General features: G+C 40.4%; 20 protein-coding genes, 1 pseudogene and 1 riboswitch. Of the genes and pseudogenes, 18 read left to right on the top strand and 3 right to left on the bottom strand.

Annotated elements, in window-relative coordinates; all coding sequences use genetic code 11:
* Window positions 1-16: 16 nt before the first annotated feature.
* From ACT170_RS03340 to ACT170_RS03330, 3 genes are all read right to left on the bottom strand, one after another.
* The gene (locus tag ACT170_RS03340) at window positions 17-958 is read right to left on the bottom strand and encodes an AraC family transcriptional regulator (RefSeq protein ID WP_083306944.1); all 942 of its coding nucleotides are present in this window, start codon (window positions 956-958) and stop codon (window positions 17-19) included.
* Between the two features lie 142 nt (window positions 959-1,100).
* Window positions 1,101-2,471: a tRNA uridine-5-carboxymethylaminomethyl(34) synthesis GTPase MnmE gene (gene mnmE, locus ACT170_RS03335; RefSeq protein WP_444818025.1), complete on the bottom strand. Its 1,371-nt coding sequence runs from the start codon at window positions 2,469-2,471 to the stop codon at window positions 1,101-1,103.
* Window positions 2,472-2,597: 126 nt separating this feature from the next.
* A complete protein-coding gene (locus ACT170_RS03330) occupies window positions 2,598-3,941 on the bottom strand; it encodes an alanine/glycine:cation symporter family protein (RefSeq protein ID WP_021146861.1) in 1,344 nt (447 codons plus the stop codon).
* A 96-nt stretch (window positions 3,942-4,037) separates the two neighbouring features.
* A riboswitch (glycine riboswitch) is annotated at window positions 4,038-4,144 on the bottom strand.
* A 304-nt stretch (window positions 4,145-4,448) separates the two neighbouring features.
* Here ACT170_RS03330 and pcrA point away from each other — a divergent pair.
* The 18 genes and pseudogenes from pcrA to pstB (ACT170_RS03240) all read left to right on the top strand — a co-directional run bounded on the left by pcrA (window position 4,449) and on the right by pstB (ACT170_RS03240) (window position 21,142).
* Window positions 4,449-6,758, top strand: coding sequence for a DNA helicase PcrA (gene pcrA / locus ACT170_RS03325; RefSeq protein WP_444818024.1), 2,310 nt, complete (start codon window positions 4,449-4,451; stop codon window positions 6,756-6,758).
* 120 nt (window positions 6,759-6,878) lie between these two features.
* The gene (locus ACT170_RS03320) at window positions 6,879-8,159 is read left to right on the top strand and encodes an O-acetylhomoserine aminocarboxypropyltransferase/cysteine synthase family protein (protein ID WP_004182513.1); all 1,281 of its coding nucleotides are present in this window, start codon (window positions 6,879-6,881) and stop codon (window positions 8,157-8,159) included.
* Window positions 8,160-8,219: 60 nt separating this feature from the next.
* Window positions 8,220-8,975 (top strand): annotated as a pseudogene (locus ACT170_RS03315) (HAD hydrolase family protein).
* Between the two features lie 63 nt (window positions 8,976-9,038).
* Window positions 9,039-9,533 (top strand): thiol peroxidase, encoded by a 495-nt coding sequence (gene tpx / locus ACT170_RS03310; RefSeq protein ID WP_410533037.1) that lies wholly within the window; start codon window positions 9,039-9,041, stop codon window positions 9,531-9,533.
* Window positions 9,534-9,659: 126 nt separating this feature from the next.
* Window positions 9,660-10,280, top strand: coding sequence for a restriction endonuclease subunit S (locus tag ACT170_RS03305; RefSeq protein WP_021144162.1), 621 nt, complete (start codon window positions 9,660-9,662; stop codon window positions 10,278-10,280).
* An 88-nt stretch (window positions 10,281-10,368) separates the two neighbouring features.
* Complete coding sequence (locus ACT170_RS03300) at window positions 10,369-10,602, top strand: DUF1858 domain-containing protein (RefSeq protein WP_004182516.1); 234 nt, start codon at window positions 10,369-10,371, stop codon at window positions 10,600-10,602.
* Between the two features lies 1 nt (window position 10,603).
* Window positions 10,604-11,950, top strand: coding sequence for a DUF438 domain-containing protein (locus ACT170_RS03295; protein WP_444818023.1), 1,347 nt, complete (start codon window positions 10,604-10,606; stop codon window positions 11,948-11,950).
* A 120-nt stretch (window positions 11,951-12,070) separates the two neighbouring features.
* Window positions 12,071-12,952: a tRNA pseudouridine(55) synthase TruB gene (gene truB, locus ACT170_RS03290; RefSeq protein ID WP_002884911.1), complete on the top strand. Its 882-nt coding sequence runs from the start codon at window positions 12,071-12,073 to the stop codon at window positions 12,950-12,952.
* The gene (locus ACT170_RS03285) at window positions 12,949-13,860 is read left to right on the top strand and encodes a bifunctional riboflavin kinase/FAD synthetase (RefSeq protein WP_444818022.1); all 912 of its coding nucleotides are present in this window, start codon (window positions 12,949-12,951) and stop codon (window positions 13,858-13,860) included. Before truB ends, ACT170_RS03285 begins: the two co-directional genes overlap by 4 nt.
* Window positions 13,861-13,929: 69 nt before the next feature.
* Entirely contained in the window at window positions 13,930-14,343 is a 414-nt protein-coding gene (locus tag ACT170_RS03280; RefSeq protein WP_002890965.1) for a Spx/MgsR family RNA polymerase-binding regulatory protein, read from the top strand.
* Window positions 14,336-14,617, top strand: a complete 282-nt coding sequence (locus tag ACT170_RS03275; RefSeq protein ID WP_004182521.1) for a UPF0223 family protein — start codon at window positions 14,336-14,338, stop codon at window positions 14,615-14,617. The genes ACT170_RS03280 and ACT170_RS03275 overlap by 8 nt, the downstream gene beginning before the upstream one ends.
* Window positions 14,607-15,374 carry an inositol monophosphatase family protein gene (locus tag ACT170_RS03270; RefSeq protein WP_048790298.1) on the top strand — a complete coding sequence of 256 codons (768 nt, stop codon included), beginning with the start codon at window positions 14,607-14,609 and terminating at the stop codon, window positions 15,372-15,374. The genes ACT170_RS03275 and ACT170_RS03270 overlap by 11 nt, the downstream gene beginning before the upstream one ends.
* 80 nt (window positions 15,375-15,454) lie before the next feature.
* On the top strand, window positions 15,455-16,765 hold the full coding sequence (locus tag ACT170_RS03265) for an RsmF rRNA methyltransferase first C-terminal domain-containing protein (protein ID WP_070438551.1): 1,311 nt from the start codon (window positions 15,455-15,457) through the stop codon (window positions 16,763-16,765).
* A 125-nt stretch (window positions 16,766-16,890) separates the two neighbouring features.
* Window positions 16,891-17,766: a phosphate ABC transporter substrate-binding protein PstS family protein gene (locus ACT170_RS03260; protein ID WP_048790300.1), complete on the top strand. Its 876-nt coding sequence runs from the start codon at window positions 16,891-16,893 to the stop codon at window positions 17,764-17,766.
* Between the two features lie 2 nt (window positions 17,767-17,768).
* Window positions 17,769-18,683 carry a phosphate ABC transporter permease subunit PstC gene (pstC, locus tag ACT170_RS03255; protein WP_002885101.1) on the top strand — a complete coding sequence of 305 codons (915 nt, stop codon included), beginning with the start codon at window positions 17,769-17,771 and terminating at the stop codon, window positions 18,681-18,683.
* Window positions 18,673-19,557, top strand: a complete 885-nt coding sequence (gene pstA, locus ACT170_RS03250) for a phosphate ABC transporter permease PstA (RefSeq protein ID WP_002885007.1) — start codon at window positions 18,673-18,675, stop codon at window positions 19,555-19,557. The genes pstC and pstA overlap by 11 nt, the downstream gene beginning before the upstream one ends.
* A 10-nt stretch (window positions 19,558-19,567) precedes the next feature.
* Window positions 19,568-20,371: a phosphate ABC transporter ATP-binding protein PstB gene (gene pstB, locus ACT170_RS03245; protein ID WP_175061263.1), complete on the top strand. Its 804-nt coding sequence runs from the start codon at window positions 19,568-19,570 to the stop codon at window positions 20,369-20,371.
* A gap of 12 nt (window positions 20,372-20,383) precedes the next feature.
* Window positions 20,384-21,142 carry a phosphate ABC transporter ATP-binding protein PstB gene (gene pstB, locus ACT170_RS03240; protein WP_002884992.1) on the top strand — a complete coding sequence of 253 codons (759 nt, stop codon included), beginning with the start codon at window positions 20,384-20,386 and terminating at the stop codon, window positions 21,140-21,142.
* Window positions 21,143-21,156 lie beyond the last annotated feature (14 nt).

The raw sequence follows: 21,156 nt of genomic DNA, 5'->3' as shown, positions 1-21,156 counted from the left end.
AGAGTTAACCATTTGGCTAACTCTTTTTTGTTTTCTTCTTGTTGCTATGTGTTTTTCGATACTGGCTTGGAGTTTGGTCGTAATAGTGTTTAAATTGGCGGTTGAAATTGGATAGGTTATTAAAACCAACATTAGTAGCAATTTCCAAAACTGGTTTAACGGTATTACGAAGCTCCTCGCAAGCAGCATTGAGTCTTGCTTGAATGATAAATTCTGTACAAGAGGTACCTGTATGTTGCTTAAAAATCGTCATAAAGTGGGTCTTACTATACCCCATAAGCTCTGATAACTTTTCAATAGTGAGATTTTCGGCATAGTGTTGGTTAATGTAATCAATGATTTCCCGAATCTTTTCATTCTTACGATAATGATCATCTGAAGTTTTTCGCTCTACCAAACGATAGAAGTAGAGGAGGTAGATTAATTCTTCCAACTTTGACTTGAGAAGAAGTTCATAGTGACGATCTTTCTGACGAATCATCTTAAAAATCTCAAAGAGGAGAGCTTTGACTTCCCTATACCCCTCGTCTGACGGTCTCAGGCATTGTTTAAACTTGAAATTAGAATTCTGTAAAGGCTGTAGGTAGCGTAGACTAAGCGGGTCCACCAGCGACTGTCCCAGCATATCCAAATGAAAATGTAAGGTGTCCGTATGATGAGGCTGATTATCTACGGGGTGAATCGAATGAAGGCCATTCGGACGAATTAAAAAAATATCTCCAGCCTGACTGTCAAAATAGTCATAATCAATGTGATAACGAGCCGTCCCCTCATAAACGTACTGAATCTCAAGCTCTGGATGCCAATGAAAAAGAATATCAGGGCGTCCATTTTCAACCTTAGTTTCCGTCAATCGAAATGGAAGCAGATTATCGTCGAAGTCTATCAAATGTTTAAAATCTGTATCAGTAGCTGCTTGACTCATGGCAAACCTTTCAAAATCATAGGATAGTACCATAATAGCATTTTCTTTCTTAAAAAGCATGAGTAAATCGTCTTATGGTATTGATAGTTTTTAGTTTACATAACTTTATTTCTGTATTAGCTACAAGCAAAACAAAAAGATGACAGAGCATCTTTTTACATAAATTTAGTTATGTTTATTTCCCTAGACAGAACTGACTAAAGAGTTGCGTAATGAGTTCATCTGGGGCAGCGTCACCAGTAATTTCTCCCAAAATTTCCCAGGTACGTGTCATATCAACTTGTAAGAGGTCAACAGGCATGCCTAATTCAAGACCTTGATTGACTGCTTCAAGACTTTCGAGAGCTTTTTCAATGAGTGAAATGTGACGGGCATTTGAGAGATAAGTAGCATCTTTCTCCACTAGACCAGCATTATCAAAGAAGAGTTGATTGATGCGATCTTCAATTTTGTCGATGTTTTCATTCTTGAGGACTGAAATCGGAATGACATCTTCAGGAAGCTCTTCCATTTGGATTGCTTGTGGAAGGTCTGTCTTATTTAGGAGAAGAATTCGATTACTATTTTGGCTGATTTCGAGTAATGTACGGTCTTGCTCAGTTAACGGTTCAGAGCTATTGAGGACAAGAAGAACCAGGTCAGCCTCTTCGAGAGCTTTTTTAGAACGCTCTACACCAATTTTTTCAACAACATCGTCTGTGTCACGGATACCAGCGGTATCAATTAACTTAAGTGGAACGCCTTTGATATTAACGTATTCTTCAATGACATCACGTGTTGTACCCTCAATATCTGTGACGATAGCTTTCTCTTCACGTAGGAGATTGTTAAGAAGACTAGATTTTCCGACATTTGGACGACCAATGATTGCCGTTGAAAGACCTTCTCGTAGAATTTTTCCTCGTTTAGCAGTAGCCAAAAGATTTTCTAGAAGTGCTTGGAACTCTTGCGTTTTTTCACGGACTAGATTTGTAGTAACTTCTTCAACATCATCATACTCTGGGTAATCAATGTTCACTTCGACTTGAGCCAAAGTATTAAGGATTTCTTGGCGCGTGTTGTTAATGAGATCCTTGAGCGAACCATCAAGTTGAGAAACGGCAACGGCCATAGCCTTATCAGTCTTAGCACGAATCAAATCCATGACAGCTTCGGCCTGGGTCAAGTCCACACGACCATTCAAGAAGGCACGTTTGGTAAATTCTCCAGGTTCGGCCATACGAGCACCAGAACGGATAAGGAGTTGAAGGATTTCATTGGTTACAGCGACACCACCATGTGTGTTGATTTCAACAACATCCTCACGTGTAAAGGTCTTTGGTGCACGCATAACACTGACCATGACTTCATCAATGGTTTCATCATTTTCCACGATATGGCCGTAGTTGATAGTATGTGAAGCGACCGTTTCTAGATTTTTTCCTTTAAAAACCTTATTAGCAATAGCAACAGCATCGCTTCCAGATAGGCGAACAATACCGATAGCACCTTCACCTAAAGGCGTTGATATTGCAGTAATCGTATCAAATTCTTTGGTAATTGACATAGTTATTCCTTTGGATTTTTTCTGTATTAGTTGTAAAATGATTTAATTTCATTGTAACGCAAAAAAACAGTAGTAGCAAGAATTGGTGCTGATAAAGTCAAGAAAAAAGAGCCTAGGCTCTTTAGTTTATTTGTGACGTTCAAAGTATGATTTGGTTTCTTTGAAGATGATTGGTGAGAGGACAAGGAGAGCAATCAAGTTAGGCAATGCCATCAAACCGTTTACGATATCCGCAATTTTCCAAACAACATCAAGAGTGAGGTAACCACCAAGCGCAACCATGACTACAAAAATGAGGCGGTAGAGTGGAAGGAATTTCGTTGATTTGAAAATGAATTCGAAACAACGTTCACCGTAGTAAGACCAACCCAAGATTGTTGTAAAGGCAAAGAGAACCAAAGAAAGTGTTAAGGCAATTTCACCAAATGTACCAAAAACAGAAGAGAAGGCTGCTTGTGTCATTGGGGCACCTTCCAGGTTACCTGACCATTGACCCGTTACAAGGATAGCAAGACCAGTAAGCGTACAGATGATAATCGTATCAATGAAAGTACCTGTCATTGAAATCAAACCTTGTTCAACAGGTTCTTCAGTCTTAGCAGCAGCTGCAGCGATAGGAGCTGATCCAAGACCTGACTCATTAGAGAAGACACCACGCGCAATACCAAGACGCATAGCAACCATGACTGTTGCACCAGCAAAACCACCAACGGCTGCTTTACCAGTAAAGGCAGATTGGAAGACCATTTCAAGGACTGGAAGAAGTTGATTAAAGTTAGTAAAGATAACCACAAGAGCTGCTAGGATATAAAGTCCAGCCATAAATGGTACGACCTTTTCAGAAACTTTAGAGATAGATTGGATACCACCAAAAATGATAGCAGCAGTGATAAGAGCAAGAATGACACTTACGATTTTTGGTGACCAATCAAAGCTATTTTGAAGCGAAGCGGTGATTGAGTTAACTTGAGAGAAGGTACCAATCCCCAACCATGCAACTAGGACACCTGCAAAGGCAAAGAAGTAGGCCAAGGGTTTAGCAATTGTTTGCCATTTCCCAGAAAAACCGTGTGTGATGTAATACATTGGACCACCAGAGACATTACCTTGGTCGTCAAGTGTACGGAATTTAATAGCCAAAAGACCTTCAGAATATTTGGTTGCCATACCAAAGAAAGCAGCAATCCACATCCAGAAAAGGGCACCAGGTCCACCCGTTTTGATGGCAGTAGCTACACCGACAATGTTACCTGTACCAACAGTTGCTGCAAGAGCAGTCGCAAGGGCTGCAAAACTAGAAATATCACCTTCCCCTTTATCTTCAGCAAAGATAAGTTTAAAAGCTTTAGGAAGACGAAGAACTTGCAAAAGACCAAGACGAATTGTCAGGTAAACCCCAGTTCCTACAAGAAGGACTAGAAGGGGGGGACCCCAGACAAAATCATCAATGGTAGTAAAAAAGTCTAACATAAATTTACAATCTCCTTTAACCGAGACGTCAAAAAAGAGGTTTGGCTTAACCAGACCTCTGAGAATACAAAGCTATTTCTACAAGTTTAAAAACTTGCTATGCTTTCTGTCCTTTTACCTGAGAGTTTCGGTTGTTACCCCTTGCCCCTTCGGTGTCTTGTATACAGCTAAGGCTGCTTCAAGATCTCTCCAGAAGTCCGTCAATCACCAGTCATCCTGATGACATCACTCGGTTCTTATTTTATTGTGATTCTATCTTATCGAAAAAACCGAACAGTGTCAACACTAATTTTCATAAAAAGTATAAAAATCCGAATATTATTCTTTAGAATGTCTTCCTCTAAAGCTAGAAAAAGCTAGGAATATGGGCAATCTTAAGCAAAGTACTTCCAAAAAAAACAAACAATTATTTTCTAAAGTTATTTCATATGCATTATGAATAGAGTCTGCATTTTCATCCAAAAAATGATAAAATAGTAGAGCTTATTTTTGAGAATGGAGAATATGATGAACCCATTATTAACTGGTATGAATGACAAACAGGCCGAAGCCGTCCAAACGACTGAAGGGCCTTTATTGATTATGGCTGGTGCAGGATCTGGGAAGACACGTGTGCTTACCCACCGCATTGCCTACCTCATTGACGAGAAAATGATTAACCCCTGGAATATCCTAGCCATTACCTTTACCAATAAGGCAGCTCGTGAGATGCGTGAACGTGCTATGGCTTTAAATCCAGCAACTTCAGAAACCTTGATTGCGACCTTCCATAGTATGTGTGTGCGAATTCTTCGTCGTGAAGCGGACCATATTGGCTACAACCGAAACTTTACTATCGTAGATCCTGGAGAACAACGTACTTTGATGAAACGTATTCTCAAGAATCTGAACCTAGATCCTAAGAAGTGGAATGAACGTGCCATCTTAGGGACAATTTCCAACGCCAAAAACGACCTCTTGGATGAAGTGGCCTATGAGCACCAGGCCAGTGATATGTACACCCAAATCGTTGCTAAATGTTACAAGGCCTATCAGGAAGAGCTCCGTCGTAGTGAGGCCATGGATTTCGACGATTTAATTATGATGACTTTGCGTCTCTTTGACAAAAATCCTGATGTTCTCGCCTATTATCAGCAACGTTATCAGTACATTCACGTGGATGAGTACCAAGATACCAACCATGCTCAATATCAGTTGGTAAAACTCTTGGCTTCTCGCTTCAAGAATATTTGTGTCGTTGGTGATGCGGACCAATCAATCTACGGTTGGCGTGGGGCTGATATGCAGAACATCCTTGACTTTGAAAAGGACTATCCTGAAGCCAAGGTAGTTCTCTTGGAAGAAAACTACCGTTCAACCAAGAAAATTCTCCAGGCGGCCAACGAAGTTATCAAGAATAACCGCAACCGCCGTCCAAAGAAACTTTGGACTCAAAATGACGACGGTGAACAAATCGTTTATTACCGTGCTAATGACGAACGTGATGAAGCTGTTTTTGTTGCTTCAACTATTGATAACATTATTCGCGAAGAAGGTAAAAACTTCAAGGATTTCGCTGTACTTTACCGTACCAATGCTCAGTCTCGTACTATTGAAGAGGCCTTGCTCAAGTCTAATATTCCTTATACCATGGTTGGAGGTACTAAGTTCTATAGCCGTAAAGAAATCCGTGATGTCATTTCTTACTTGAACTTGATTGCCAATCCTGCGGATAATATTAGCTTTGAACGTGTGGTTAATGAACCTAAACGTGGAGTTGGACCTGGTACGCTCGAAAAGATTCGTACCTTTGCCTATGAGCAAAACATGAGTCTCCTAGATGCTTCAGCTAATATTATGTTGTCACCAATTAAGGGGAAAGCAGCTCAGGGCGTTTACGATTTTGCTAACATGATTCTGAATCTACGTGACCAGCTAGACGGGCTAAGTATTACTGAAGCGGTAGAGGCTGTTTTAGATAAGTCTGGTTATCTGGATGCTCTTTCTATGCAACAAACACTTGAAAGTCAAGCACGCATTGAAAATATCGAAGAATTCATGTCTGTTACCAAGAATTTTGATGAAACCAACACCGATGGTACGGAAGACGAGTCTGGTATCGACCGTCTAGGCCGTTTCTTGAATGATTTGGCTTTGATTGCTGATACAGACGATGGTGACATGGAAGCAGCAGAAGTAACCTTGATGACGCTTCATGCTGCTAAAGGACTTGAATTCCCAGTTGTCTTTCTTATCGGTATGGAAGAAGGAGTCTTCCCCTTGTCTCGTGCTTCAGAGGATCCAGAAGAACTCGAAGAAGAGCGTCGCTTAGCTTACGTAGGTATTACCCGTGCGGAAGAGATTCTTTTCCTAACCAACGCTAATACGCGGACGCTTTTTGGTAAGACTAACTATAATCGTCCTAGCCGTTTCCTACGAGAAATTTCAGACGATTTATTACAATATCAAGGCCTAGCTCGTCCAGCCAATTCATCATTTGGTGTTCGTTTTACCAAGGAAGAGCCTACACAATTTGGTCAAGGCATGAGCTTACAAGAAGCCCTTCAGGCCAGAAAAGCCAATGCACAACCTCAAAGACATTCAGGTGCTCAGTCATTTTCAAAAACTACTGGAGGAATACCATTTGGAAAAACTTCAGACTCTGGCAATTCAGCTACTGACTGGGAAATCGGAGATATTGCTCACCACAAGAAGTGGGGAGATGGGACCGTTCTAGAAGTAACTGGAAGTGGCAAGACACAAGAACTTAAGATAAAATTCCCAGAAGTGGGACTTAAAAAGGTTTTGGCAAGCGTAGCACCTATTGAGAAGAAATAGAAAGGGACCGAAAGGTCCTTTTTATAAGCCCTCCCTATCACATTGATAAAAAATTTCTATTAGACAGCTAGCTGTTCTGGGTGTAGAATGAAGGCAACTTTTGTTTTGGAGGACACCCATATGTCACGAGAATTTTCATTTGAAACCTTACAATTACACGCTGGACAAACACCTGACAAGGAAACAAAATCACGTGCTGTTCCAATTTACCAAACGACTTCATATGTTTTTGACGATGCTCAAGAAGGTGAAGATCTCTTTGCCCTTAGAAAACCGGGTAATATTTACACACGTATTACCAATCCAACAGTAGCAGTACTTGAAGAACGTATTGCAGCCCTCGAAGGTGGTGTTGGTGCCCTGGCTACGGCTTCAGGTATGGCTGCAATCACCTATGCAATCCTCGGCTTGGCACATGCTGGCGATCATGTTGTTGCTGCGACAACCCTCTACGGTGGAACATTTAATCTCTTAAAAGAAACTCTTCCACGCTATGGTGTCACAACAACTTTTGTAGATGTTGACAATCCTGAAGAAATTGAAGCTGCTATCAAAGATAATACCAAACTTGTCTTGATTGAGTCTTTGGGTAATCCGCTCATCAACATTCCTGATTTTGAAAAGATTGCTGAAATTGCTCACAGTCATAAAATTCCATTGGTTGCTGACAATACTTTTGGGACTCCATATCTCATCAATGTTATCTCCCATGGTGTAGATATCGTGGTTCATTCTGCGACTAAGTTTATCGGTGGACATGGAACAACTATTGGTGGCCTTATCGTCGATTCTGGTAAATTTGACTGGGAAGCTTCAGGAAAATTCCCACAGCTGGTTGACGAAGACCCATCTTACCACAATATCAGCTATACACGTGATGTTGGTCCAGCAGCATTTATCACTGCCCTTCGTACACAACTCTTGCGTGACACAGGGGCTGCTTTGGCACCTTTCAATGCTTTCTTGCTCTTACAAGGACTTGAAACACTTTCACTTCGTGTAGAACGTCACGTCGAAAATACGAAAAAAATCGTAGACTTTTTGGAAAATCATCCAAAAGTTGAAAAAGTGAACTATCCTGGATTGCCATCAAGTCCTTACTATGACTTGGCACAAAAATACTTCCCTAAAGGACCAGGTTCTATTTTCACTTTCCATGTTAAAGGTGGGCAAGATGAGGCGCGTACGGTAATTGATAACCTTGAGATTTTCTCTGACCTAGCTAATGTAGCTGACGCAAAATCTTTGGTAGTTCACCCTGCAACAACAACTCACCAACAATTGGCAGAAGCAGATTTGCTAGCTTGTGGTGTCACTCCAAATCAAATTCGTATCTCAGTTGGTTTAGAAAATGCAGATGATTTGATTGAAGATTTAAAACTAGCCCTTGATAAAATTTAAGTATTCTGATACTAAATATTTAAACCAGCTCTATAGCTGGTTTTTTGTTATACTATCCCTATGAAATTTGTTTTTGATTTGGATGGAACCCTATGTTTTGATGGTATGACTATGTCAAAAGAACTACAAGAGGTTCTTTTAACAGCACCTAAATTCGGTCATGAGATTATTTTTGCAACAGCACGCTCTTACAGAGACTGTCTTAGTATTTTGGAGGGAGAATTGAAAAAGCTGACAGTAGTTGGCTTAAACGGTGGTGAAGTCTTTCAAGATGAGTGTTTAGTATCGCAATACACAATACCTTCTCATGCTCTCAGAACGATTGTTAGCTACTGTGATACCTATAATCTCCCTTATTTTATTGATGATACCTTTAATTATGCTATTCAAAATCCTAAACAGATTCCTTTTCTCTCAAATGTTGACCCATTAAACAAAGCAAAGATTTTGCCTGTCCAAGAACTTAATAAGCCTATTAAAGCTGTTATTCCACTTGCAGAGCATGAGGATATCCGAGAAGACCTTATCTTTAATCTAAACAAATTGGAATGTTTAGACCTTACTTACCATGATATCTAAAGGTGTCTGTACATTAATCTAAAAGGAGTGACTAAGGCTAGTACTGTTTTAAACCACTTTGGTAGAGACTTTGTAGCTTTTGGAAATGACCAAAATGATATTTCTCTTTTCAAATATGCTATATATAGTGTGCAAGTTGGCGATTATCCCTATCTGAAAGACTTTGCGGATGAAGTCATTCCTGCAATTAATACAGTGATTGCTGAAAAAATTAAACTACTGTTTGAAAAGTTCTAAACAAATGCTTAGGCTTCTTGCTCTATTTGCAGTATAATAGTAAAAAAGTATTGGAGGGCTAACATGCCAACATTTATTGGAAAACCAGTTACAGTAGCAGAAGACAAACAACTTCAAGTTGGAGATACCTTGCGTGACTTTAACTTGACTGCAACAGATTTAACGAAAAAATCACTTTCAGAATTCGATGGAAAGAAAAAAGTTATCTCTATCGTTCCATCAATCGATACTGGTATTTGTTCAACTCAAACACGTACCTTTAACAAGGAATTGTCAGAACTAGATGATACTGTAGTTATTACTATTTCAGTGGACCTACCATTTGCGCAAGCTCGTTGGTGTGGTGCTGAAGGCCTTGAAAATGCCATCATGCTCTCTGACTACTATGATAATAGTTTCGGTAAAGACTATGGTGTCCTTATTGAAGAATGGCACTTGTTAGCGCGTGCCGTTTTAGTGGCAGACGCTGACAACAAGATTACTTATGTCGAATATTTGGACAATATCAATACTGATCCAAACTATGAAGCAGCAGTAGCAGCAACTAAAAGCTTATAAAAAGGGGCCCAGGTCTCTTTTTTATTTTGCCTTTCTTACAGTTTTTACTTGCAAAAGTATTAGCTTCTTGCTATTATTGTATAGCAATACTCAATGTGGATAGTGAAATATAAAAAAGGAGATTCAATGTCTGAAAAAGAAAGACCTCAACTGATTATCGATTACGAAGCTAACACAGACAAACTTGTTCGTTTAGGCGATGTTGTCGATCAATTTAAAGGAAAAGCTGTTCCAGCTAAGGCAGAACCCGGTGAATTTGCTGTCATTAATCTATCGGATATGACACCCAACGGCATTGCCTACGATGACCTAAAAACATTTTCTGAGGAACGCCGCAAACTTTTACGCTTTCTCTTAGAAGATGGAGATGTGCTTATTGCCTCTAAGGGAACTGTTCAAAAAGTTGCTGTTTTCGAAAATCAGGGCAAGCGTGAAGTTGTTGCCTCATCAAATATCACAGTATTACGACCTAAGGAAAAACTCCGTGGTTTCTACATCAAGTTCTTTCTTGAGACCGAAATTGGTCGTGCCTATTTGGACTATGCTGATAAGGGAAAGGCTGTCCTCAATTTATCGACAGCTGACCTCTTGGACATCAAAATTCCTGAGATACCGATTGTTAAGCAAGATTACCAAATTGCGGCCTACCTACGTGGGCGTGCCGATTTCCACCGTAAGATGGTTCGTGCAGAGCAAGAGTGGGAAAATATCCAGCATAATGTTACAGAAGCTCTATTTGGAAATTAATCAAAAGCCAGCAAACTTGGATTTGTTGGTCTTTTTTTATTATTCTCGTGTATAATGGTAGTAGTAAATATGTTATTAGGAGGTCATTATGACTACCAACACCATAGATTTATCACAACCAGTCGCAACAATCATAAAAGAGCATCCAGAGGTTAAGGATTTACTGATTGACCTTGGTTTTAAGCCCTTGTCTAACCCAGCTATGCTAAATACTGTCGGTAAGGTAACCAGTCTAAAAGCTGGTTCTAAGTTAGCTAATATTCCCCTAGATAAAATCAAGCAAACTTTACTGTTCAATGGTTATGATGTCATCGGAGACTAATATGGAAAACAATCGTATTCAAATACTCAAAGAAATTCTCCTAGATTTACATCATGGAGCTAGTCCCGAAAGTGTTCAAGAGCGCTTCAATCAACACTTCAGGGGAGTATCTGCCCTTGAAATCTCTATGATGGAGCATGAATTGATGTCTTCTGAAGATGGAGTTACCTTTGAAGATGTTATGAGCCTTTGTAATGTCCACGCTAACCTCTTTAAAGGAGCTATTGCAGATGTGGAAGTGGCGGACGCTGATCAAGAGGGCCACCCTGTCTATGTGTTTAAACAAGAGAATTTAGCCCTACGTTCAGCTATCCTACGTATTCGACGTATCATCGAAAACATTAGTAAGCCTGAAAATGAAGATTTCAAATCTGACCTAGTCAATGGGCTTAGACATCAGATGTCTTTATTGGGACAATTTCATAACCATTACACACGTAAAGAAAAGCTCTTCTTTCCAATAATGGAGCGTTATGGTCATGATTCTCCTCCAAAGGTTATGTGGGGTGTAGACGATGACATCCGAAAACTTTTTAGAGCGGCAGAAGCTAAACTAAAAGAACTTCCAGATGCTGATTTAGAAGAATTTTCAAAGTCCTTTGAAGCTTTTTCAGAAGAATTTGAAGCTATGATTTTCAAGGAAGAGGCTATCTTACTGATGATTCTGCTTGAAACCTTCACACAAGATGATTGGCTTTCGATTGCCGAGGAAAGTGATGCCTATGGCTATGCAATTATAAAACCTACAGCCGTCTGGAAACCTAAGCGTGAGCGTTTTGAGGAAGACAATACGGAAACATCACAAGAACAGTCTGGTCTGAGCACTGACGCACATACGGGCAATACCCGAATTATTGAAACCCCAGAAGGGCAATTCACCATCAGCTTCACCCCAAAACCAAAAACTGAAACTGTCGTAGATAGAGAAACAACGCAACCTTTTGGCAATGGTTATCTTTCTGTGGAGCAGGCCAATCTTATTCTAAATCATCTCCCTTTGGAAATTACTTTCGTCAATAAAGACGATATTTTCCAATACTATAATGATAATGTTCCTGCCAATGAAATGGTTTTTAAACGAACACCTAGCCAAATTGGACGAAACGTTGAACTTTGCCATCCGCCAAAAGTACTTGATAAGGTCAAGAAAATCTTTGAATTACTAAGAAGTGGAGAGCGTGACCAAGTTCCAATGTGGTTCAAATCTGAACGTTTAGGAAAATTCGTCTATGTTACCTATGCAGCTGTTAGAGATGACAAAGGAGACTTTCAAGGTGTCCTAGAGTATGTACAAGATATTAAACCTTTCTTTGAACTAGAAAGCGATCTTAAAAGAGACATTGATTAAAAAAGCTAGCAGTCTTGCGATTGCTTGTGATTATAATTCTCAAGAGGTTAGAGACTTTGCTCTCTGCCTCTTTATGTTTCTACCTAGCTCTTTAGGATTGCTTTTGATATAATTATAAGTATGATTTCAGGAATTATTAATCTAAAAAAAGAGGCTGGAATGACCAGCCATGATGCTGTATTTAAACTACGCAAAATATTACAAGAGAAAAAAATCGGACATGGTGGTACCCTTGATCCAGATGTTACTGGTGTCCTACCTATAGCAGTTGGAAAAGCGACTCGTGTCATTGAATACATGACTGAAGCAGGGAAAGTCTATGAGGGAGAAATTACCATCGGCTTTTCGACAACTACTGAGGATGCTAGTGGAGAAATCGTCCAAATAACTCCAGTCACAGAGCTTGATGAAGAAGCCGTTGACAAAGCAATGGCTAGTTTTGAGGGAGAAATCACACAAATTCCCCCTATGTACTCAGCAGTTAAGGTCAACGGAAAGAAACTTTATGAGTACGCACGCGCTGGAGAAGAAGTAGAACGTCCACAACGTCAAGTGACCATTACCGAATTTGTCCGTACCTCACCCATCGAGCTAGAAAACGACACTGCGAGATTCACCTTCCGTGTTGCTTGTAGCAAGGGAACTTATGTCCGTACCTTATCTGTTGATTTGGGTGCTAAACTCGGCTACGCGAGTCATATGTCTGCTCTTCGTCGAACAGCCTCAGCTGGTCTAACCTTAGATAAGGCACTAACTCTCTCTCAAATTTCAGAAATGGTAGAAGCAGGGAATACGTCCTTCCTCCTTCCTATCGAATTTGGTGTTCAGGATCTGCCAGCAGTACAAGTCACTGAAGATGATGCTAAAGAAATCTCATTTGGTCGCTTTATTGCTATTGATAGCCAAGAACCCTTGGTTGCGGCCTTTTTAGGAGACAAAGTTCTAGCCATCATGGAAAAGCGAAATCAAGTTTATAAACCTAGAAAAGTATTAAGTCAATGAAAATAACTTCTATTAACGATTATAAAGATATCCATCAGGAAAAGGGTACAGTCCTTGTCTTAGGCTATTTCGATGCTCTTCATCGTGGTCATAAGGTCCTTTTTGATAAGGCGCGCCAGATTGCTGATGACAAACAGCTTGAAGTAGCTGTTCTTACCTTTAATGAAAGTCCTCAACTGACTTTTCAACGATATACAGATGATCTCCTTCTGCATATTACAGCACCTCAAAGGCGTTGTGATCTTTTTGAAGCCTATGGAACAGATCAACTTTATTTAACAGATTTTAATAGTGATTTTGCTCGAACGAGTTCAGATGATTTCATTGCCCGCTATATTAAGCGTTTAAAAGCTCAAGAGGTTGTTGTGGGCTTTGATTACAAGTTTGGACACCATCGAACAGATACGGACTATCTATCCCGTAATTTTTCTGGTAATGTTCATGTTATTGAGGAACAACAAAGCGATGGTGAAAAGATTTCGTCAACACGTGTACGTCAATTGATACAAGAAGGTAAGGTTAAAGAAGCCAATAAACTACTTGGCCACGAATTCTCGACACGTGGCATCGTGGTACATGGTGATGCCCGCGGACGTACCATTGGTTTTCCAACTGCTAATTTAGCACCAATCGACAGAACTTTTCTCCCTGCTGATGGTGTCTATGTTGCCGATGTGGTAATTGATGGTAAACGTTATCGTTCCATGACCAGCCTAGGTAAAAATGTTACCTTTGGGGGAACAGAACTCCGTCTTGAAGCCAATATCTTTGATTTTGAAGGCGATATTTATGGAAAAACAATTGAAGTTTTTTGGCTAGATTATATCCGTGATATGATTAAGTTCAATAATATAGACGAACTATGCGCTCAACTGAAGACCGATAAAAAAATCGCGGAAAAATTTTAAGAAAGCGTAGCCAAAACTAATCAAATAATGTATAATGATTAGGAATGTTAAAGTGAAAGGGGTGTTTGCATGGTAACTTTATTTTTATCACCTAGCTGCACCAGCTGTAGGAAAGCACGAGCCTGGTTGACCAATCATGAAGTTGCTTTTGACGAACACAATATTATCACGAGCCCATTAACTCACGATGAGTTGATGAAGATTTTATCTTACACGGAAAATGGTACTGAAGATATCATTTCAACCCGTTCAAAAGTCTTTCAGAAGCTGAATATCGATGTGGATGATTTGACCATCAAGGAACTCATTCAATTGATTTCTGAATACCCAAATCTTCTTCGTCGACCTATCATTATGGACACCAAACGCATGCAAATTGGTTTCAACGAAGATGAAATTCGTGCCTTTTTGCCTCGTGATTATAGAAAGCAAGAATTGCGCCAAGCGACCATTCGAGCTGAAATTGAGGGTAACAATGACTAAAGGAAATTATTCCTACCCACTCGATCCATCATGGAGCACTGAGGAAATTACCACAGTGCTTCATTTTTTGAGTCAGGTAGAAAAAGCATACGAGAGCAAGGTTGACCGTGACCAACTCTTGCAAGCTTATAAGGCATTTAAAACCGTTGTTCCAGGCAAAGCGCCTGAAAAACAACTAGACAAGGCCTTTGAAGAAGCTAGCGGTTTTTCAACCTATCAAGCTGTCAAAGCTGCTAAAGCAAAAGATAAAGGATTTGTATCACTTGGAAAATAAACTGATTTTCGCCAAAGAAATCATCAAAGAAGCCGGTGCTTTTATTAAAGAAAGTTTAAGTAAAACTATCACGGTCGAAGAAAAGACGGCTTATGATGATTTAGTAACTAATATTGACAAACAAACACAAGATTTACTCGTGGCACGTATTAAATCCTCCTTCCCTTCAGACAATATTTTCGCTGAAGAAAATGGCTTGGTTCATAATATCAAAGATGGAAATGTCTGGGTCTTGGATCCTATTGATGGAACGGTCAATTTTATTGTCCAACAAGATAATTTTTGTGTTATGATTGCCTACTATGAAGAGGGGCAAGGAAAATTTGGCCTCATTTATAACGTCATGGCTGATCAACTTTTCTATGGTGGTGGCCAGTTTGATGTGTATTGTAATGACAAGTTGCTTCCAGCATATAAAAACCGACCTTTAGACCGTTGCCTAGTCGCTAGCAATGGAGCTATGTATGCTAAAAATTTTCACGGCTTAAAAGACCTTATTGATAAGACCTTGGGCGTTCGTGTCTACGGTGGTGCTGGTTTAAGCATGTCAAAAGTCCTATCTGGTCAAATTTTAGCTTACTTTTCAGTAATTTACCCATGGGACTATGCCGCAGCAAGTATTATGGGAGAAAAATTGGGTTATCACCTTGAGACCATTACTGGAGAACCACTGGATTATTCTAGTCGTCAAGCTGTGATGCTTGTCCCTAAAGACAGACTTGAAGAAATCAAGCATATTATGGGCTCAGAAAATTAATTTGAAACATAAAACCATACTGGACAAATCAGAACAGCAAGTTCTCTTGGTTAGTCCAGTTTTTTGATAGAAAGGAAACTATGCAATTTCCATCAGACTTTATAGAAAAATATAATAACCTCCTTAGAGATGAAGCTGAGGACTTCTTTGCATCTTTTGATCAAGAAGCCGTATCCGCCTACCGTACCAACCCTTTGAAAAAGCAACAGAAGGACTTTCCTGATGTTATCCCTGAAACACCTTGGGGCCATTACGGTAAAATTTCCGGAAAATCTGCCGATCATGCAACTGGTTTGGTATATTCTCAGGAACCAGCTGCTCAAATGGTTGCTCAAGTAGCAGCTCCTGCCAAGAGAAGTCGTGTCTTAGACTTGGCAGCTGCTCCAGGCGGAAAGTCTACTCATCTTCTTAGTTACCTAGATAATACAGGACTGTTGGTCAGCAATGAAATCAATCCAAAGCGTAGCAAAATTCTGGTTGAAAACATTGAGCGTTTTGGAGCGAGAAATGTTATTGTGACAAATACGTCAGCTGATAAACTAGCCAAAGTTTTCAAAAATTATTTTGATACGATTGTCTTTGATGGACCATGTTCTGGAGAAGGAATGTTTCGTAAGGATCCTGATGCAATCCAATATTGGCATAAGGAGTATCCTAGTGAACTGGCACAATTGCAGAAGGATATATTGTCAGACGGTTTGAAGATGCTCGCTCCTGGTGGACAATTGGTCTACTCAACTTGTACCTGGTCTCCTGAGGAAAACGAAGGGGTTGTCGCTTGGATTTTAGAAAATTACCCTGATCTTGAATTGGTGGAAATCCCTAAATGGAATGGCATGAGCGATGGGATTGATTTTCCAGAAACAGCTCGAATGTATCCGCATCATTTCAAAGGTGAAGGTCAGTTTGTGGCAAAATTCCAGGATAAGCGCATCCCTGAGCAGATTCGTATCAAAGAAGGAAAATCTAACCTAAACAAGGAGCAGAAGCAACTTTGGGAAGATTTTGCAAAGAAACACCTTAAGACTGATCTAGATGGTTTACTCCAAGTTTTTGGGGACAATCTCTATCTGCTTCCTAAGGGACTTCCAGATCTTTCTAAAGTTAAAATTGCTCGTAATGGTTTGCATCTTGGTGTCTTCAAGAAAAAACGTTTCGAACCAAGTTTTGCGCTTGGAATTGCGTTAACCTCTGATGAAGTTGTTTCAAGTATAGAGCTAACTCAAGACCAGTTTGCCCAATATGTTTCTGGTAATGTGGTCACTCTAGATCAAGCGCAACCAAACGGTTGGTATCAGCTTTTAGTGGATGGCAATGGATTTGGATTTGCCAAAATCGTTGGAAACACGGTTAAAAACTACTATCCTAAGGGATTAAGATTCCATATATAAGAGCCTGTAATCAAACTTTAATATGACTTAATTATCTTATACTTGGTATAATTAGATAGATGTCTTTTTACAGCATATATATGAGACACTATCTTACTTAAGTTACAAAATGTCGGAGGACAAAAATGAAAAAAACAAAAGTCCTTACAGTGATTATGTCACTGGCAATGGCCATGCTAGTCTTAACTGGCTGTGCTTCTTGGATTGACCGTGGCCAGTCCATTACAGCAGTTGGTTCTACGGCCCTTCAACCCTTAGTGGAGGCGGCAGCAGATGGGTTCGCTGAAAAGAACCCTGAGAATATCGTTAACGTCCAAGGTGGCGGTTCTGGTACTGGACTTTCTCAAGTACAATCCGGTGCCGTTCAAATTGGGAACAGTGACCTTTTTGCCGAGGAAAAATCTGGAATTGATGCCAGTAAGCTTGTTGACTATCAAGTTGCCGTTGCTGGAATTGCAGTGATTACAAATAAAGAAGTCTCTGTCGATAACCTGACAACCGAACAACTTCGCAAGATTTTCACTGGGGAAATCACAAACTGGAAACAGCTTGGTGGTAAAGACCTTGAGATCACTATTATTAACCGTGCAGCCAGCTCAGGATCACGCGCAACTTTCGATGCAGTGATTATGGACGGTAAATCACCAATCCGTACCCAAGAGCAAGATTCTAATGGTATGGTTAAGTCAATCGTTGCTCAGACACCAGGTGCTATTTCCTACCTATCATTTGCCTACCTTGATGATTCTGTTAAAACATTGAAGTTAAATGGATTTGAACCAAAAGCTGAAAATGTTGCAACTAACGATTGGCCGATTTGGTCTTACGAGCATATGTATACCAAGGGAAAACCGGATAGCTATACCAAACAATTCTTAGATTACATGATGAGTGACGAAGTCCAAGAAAACGTCGTCGCAAAAATGGGTTACATTTCCATCCATAGCATGAAAGTTACCAAGGATGCTGACGGTAACGTCTCAAAGAAGAGTGAGGAGTAAGCATGAAAAATGAAGAATTGGTGAAACAATTAACATCACCCTCTAAAAATTCACGCCTCGAGAAGTTTGGTAAAACAATCACTTTCCTTTGCCTAGCTTTGATTGTTTTTATCGTAGCCATGATTTTACTTTTCGTTGCTCAAAAAGGGCTGGCGACTTTCTTTGTTAATAAAGTTAGCTTGATCGAGTTTCTCTTTAGTGGCGATTGGTCGCCATCTGAAGGCAAGTTCGGAGCTCTTCCAATGATTTTGGGATCATTCGTAGTTACCTTGCTCTCAGCCTTGGTAGCAACGCCATTTGCCATAGGAGCAGCCATCTTTATGACTGAAATTTCTCCGAAAGGGGCTAAATTCTTACAACCAGCTATTGAACTTTTGGTCGGGATTCCATCTGTTGTTTATGGTTTCATTGGTCTCCAAGTGGTGGTCCCATTTGTTCGCTTAATTTTTGGTGGCACAGGGTTTGGTATTCTTTCAGGTACCTTTGTCTTGTTCGTCATGATTCTACCAACCGTAACCTTTATGACAACAGATACGCTTCGTGCAGTGCCTCGTCACTATCGTGAAGCCAGTCTTGCCATGGGAGCTACACGCTGGCAAACGATTTGGCGTGTGACACTTAACGCGGCAAAACCAGGTATTTTCACGGCCGTTATCTTTGGTATGGCCCGTGCCTTTGGTGAGGCTCTTGCCATCCAAATGGTTGTCGGAAATTCCGCAGTGATTCCAACTTCTTTAACAACACCAGCAGCAACATTGACATCTGTCTTGACTATGGGAATCGGAAATACAGTCATGGGTACTGTTTCAAACAATGTCCTTTGGTCTCTCGCCTTGGTTCTCTTATTAATGAGTCTTGGTTTCAATATGTTGGTGAAATTCATTACCCGTGAGAGAAAGAGAAATTATGAACGCTAAAAAAATTGATAAAATTGCCATCAGCACACTCTATGTGATTGCTGGCATTATTGTAACAATCCTGGCAGCCTTGATTCTCTATATCTTGGTTCGCGGGATACCACATATCAGCTGGTCATTCTTGACTAGTCGATCATCATCTTACAAAGCTGGTGGAGGAATTGGGGTTCAACTCTACAATTCATTCTTCCTTTTGGTTATTACCCTGATTATTTCTGTGCCTCTTTCTATGGGAGCTGGAATTTTCTTATCAGAATATGCAAAAAAAGGACGTCTTACCAACTTTGTTCGTACCTGTATTGAAATCCTTTCTTCACTGCCTTCAGTAGTGGTCGGACTCTTTGGTTATTTGATTTTTGTTGTCCAATTCCAGTATGGATTTTCAATTCTATCTGGTGCCTTGGCTTTAACGGTCTTTAACCTACCACAAATGACTCGTACGGTTGAAGATAGTTTGCGAACAGTCCACCATACCCAACGTGAAGCTGGGCTAGCTCTAGGCTTGTCTCGATGGGAAACGATCTTACACGTTGTTGTTCCAGAGGCATTGCCTGGTATTGTTACTGGGATCGTTCTTGCTTCTGGCCGTATTTTCGGGGAAGCAGCAGCGCTTATCTATACAGCAGGTCAGTCTGCTCCAGCACTAAACTGGAGCGACTGGAATCCGCTTAGTATCTCTAGTCCAATCTCGATTTTCCGCCAAGCAGAAACACTAGCTGTTCACATCTGGAAGGTCAACTCAGAAGGTACGACACCTGACGCCACTGCAGTATCTGCTGGTTCAGCAGCAGTACTCTTGATTTTCATTTTGATTTTCAACTTTGGTGCACGTCGTTTGGGAGCTTACCTCCACAAGAAATTAACATCCGCTTAAAGGAGTTATCATGACAAAATACAATTGGGACGAGCGTCATATTATCACCTTCCCAGAGAAGGAGCTCGCTCTTGAAACAAAGGACTTGCATGTCTATTATGGTCAAAAAGAAGCCATCAAAGGCATCGACATGCAATTCGAGAAAAATAAAATTACGGCTCTTATTGGGCCTTCAGGATGCGGGAAGTCAACCTTTCTTCGTAGCCTAAACCGTATGAATGATACGATTGATATTGCTAAGGTTACTGGACAAATCCTTTATCAAGGCGTCGATGTCAATGCAAGTAATATCAATGTTTATGAAATGCGTAAACATATTGGAATGGTTTTCCAACGTCCAAATCCGTTTGCCAAGTCTATCTACAGAAACATTACCCTTGCTCACGAACGTAAAGGTGTCAGAGATAAGCAAACTTTGGACGAGATTGTTGAGACATCGCTTAAGCAAGCAGGTCTTTGGGATCAGGTTAAAGATGATCTTCATAAATCTGCCTTTACCCTCTCAGGTGGTCAGCAGCAACGTCTTTGTATTGCTAGAGCTATTGCCGTGAAACCGCAGATTCTTCTCATGGATGAACCTGCAGCTTCTTTGGATCCTGTAGCTACTATGCAACTAGAAGAGACCATGTTCGAACTTAAGGAAGATTACTCTATTATCATCGTGACGCACAATATGCAGCAGGCAGCGCGTGCCAGTGATTATACAGCATTCTTCTACCTTGGTGATCTTATCGAATATGATGAGACCAAGAAAATCTTCCAAGATGCTGCCCTACAGTCAACTAATGACTATGTATCAGGACGCTTTGGATAGAAAGGAGCACTTATGACTGAACCTATCATTTCAATCAATGATTTATCGGTGTATTTCAATAAGAAAAAAGCCCTCAATAACGTGACAATGGATTTCTATCCAAATGAAATCACGGCCCTTATCGGACCTTCAGGATCGGGAAAATCAACCTTGCTCCGTTCTATCAACCGAATGGGAGATTTAAATCCCGAGTGGACACTTACTGGTGCTGTTTCCTACAATGGTCACAATGTCTACAGTCCTCGAACAGACACCGTTGAGCTCCGTAAAGAAATCGGAATGGTCTTCCAACAACCCAATCCTTTTCCTATGTCTATCTATGAAAACGTGGTTTATGGGCTTCGTATCAATGGTATCAAAGATAAGGCTGTCCTTGACAAAGCAGTAGAAGAGTCACTAAAAGGTGCTTCAATCTGGGAAGAAGTCAAAGACCGTCTCCATGACTCAGCACTTGGACTTTCAGGAGGGCAACAACAACGTGTCTGTATTGCACGGGTTCTTGCCACGTCTCCAAAGGTTATCCTTCTTGACGAACCAACGTCTGCCCTCGACCCTATCTCCGCTGGTAAGATTGAGGAAACCCTATATAACCTTAAGGACCAATATACCTTGTTGCTCGTCACACGTTCTATGCAACAGGCAAGCCGTATCTCACAACGAACAGCCTTTTTCCTCGATGGAGAACTCATTGAGTATTCATCAACGAAAGACATGTTCCTAAATCCACAACATAAAGAAACAGAAGATTATATTACCGGTAAATTCGGTTAAGAAAGGACAGATTA

Origin of the sequence: Streptococcus sp. cx1 (assembly GCF_052384325.1) — a bacterium.
GTDB lineage: Bacteria > Bacillota > Bacilli > Lactobacillales > Streptococcaceae > Streptococcus > Streptococcus salivarius_G.
Note: the sequence above shows the minus strand (reverse complement) of the source record. Positions and strands in the feature narration are given on the sequence as shown.

What these genes read in the sequence shown, in the direction of transcription:
- pstA (WP_002885007.1), top strand. Translation starts at nt 18,673, where the DNA reads ATGAACGCTAAAAAAATTGATAAAATTGCCATCAGCACACTCTATGTG.
- ACT170_RS03330 (WP_021146861.1), bottom strand. Translation starts at nt 3,941, where the DNA reads ATGTTAGACTTTTTTACTACCATTGATGATTTTGTCTGGGGTCCCCCC.
- pcrA (WP_444818024.1), top strand. Translation starts at nt 4,449, where the DNA reads ATGAACCCATTATTAACTGGTATGAATGACAAACAGGCCGAAGCCGTC.
- ACT170_RS03280 (WP_002890965.1), top strand. Translation starts at nt 13,930, where the DNA reads ATGGTAACTTTATTTTTATCACCTAGCTGCACCAGCTGTAGGAAAGCA.
- ACT170_RS03320 (WP_004182513.1), top strand. Translation starts at nt 6,879, where the DNA reads ATGTCACGAGAATTTTCATTTGAAACCTTACAATTACACGCTGGACAA.
- truB (WP_002884911.1), top strand. Translation starts at nt 12,071, where the DNA reads ATGATTTCAGGAATTATTAATCTAAAAAAAGAGGCTGGAATGACCAGC.
- ACT170_RS03265 (WP_070438551.1), top strand. Translation starts at nt 15,455, where the DNA reads ATGCAATTTCCATCAGACTTTATAGAAAAATATAATAACCTCCTTAGA.
- ACT170_RS03305 (WP_021144162.1), top strand. Translation starts at nt 9,660, where the DNA reads ATGTCTGAAAAAGAAAGACCTCAACTGATTATCGATTACGAAGCTAAC.
- ACT170_RS03285 (WP_444818022.1), top strand. Translation starts at nt 12,949, where the DNA reads ATGAAAATAACTTCTATTAACGATTATAAAGATATCCATCAGGAAAAG.
- mnmE (WP_444818025.1), bottom strand. Translation starts at nt 2,471, where the DNA reads ATGTCAATTACCAAAGAATTTGATACGATTACTGCAATATCAACGCCT.
- ACT170_RS03260 (WP_048790300.1), top strand. Translation starts at nt 16,891, where the DNA reads ATGAAAAAAACAAAAGTCCTTACAGTGATTATGTCACTGGCAATGGCC.
- ACT170_RS03300 (WP_004182516.1), top strand. Translation starts at nt 10,369, where the DNA reads ATGACTACCAACACCATAGATTTATCACAACCAGTCGCAACAATCATA.
- pstC (WP_002885101.1), top strand. Translation starts at nt 17,769, where the DNA reads ATGAAAAATGAAGAATTGGTGAAACAATTAACATCACCCTCTAAAAAT.
- ACT170_RS03340 (WP_083306944.1), bottom strand. Translation starts at nt 958, where the DNA reads ATGGTACTATCCTATGATTTTGAAAGGTTTGCCATGAGTCAAGCAGCT.
- pstB (WP_002884992.1), top strand. Translation starts at nt 20,384, where the DNA reads ATGACTGAACCTATCATTTCAATCAATGATTTATCGGTGTATTTCAAT.
- pstB (WP_175061263.1), top strand. Translation starts at nt 19,568, where the DNA reads ATGACAAAATACAATTGGGACGAGCGTCATATTATCACCTTCCCAGAG.
- ACT170_RS03275 (WP_004182521.1), top strand. Translation starts at nt 14,336, where the DNA reads ATGACTAAAGGAAATTATTCCTACCCACTCGATCCATCATGGAGCACT.
- ACT170_RS03295 (WP_444818023.1), top strand. Translation starts at nt 10,604, where the DNA reads ATGGAAAACAATCGTATTCAAATACTCAAAGAAATTCTCCTAGATTTA.
- tpx (WP_410533037.1), top strand. Translation starts at nt 9,039, where the DNA reads ATGCCAACATTTATTGGAAAACCAGTTACAGTAGCAGAAGACAAACAA.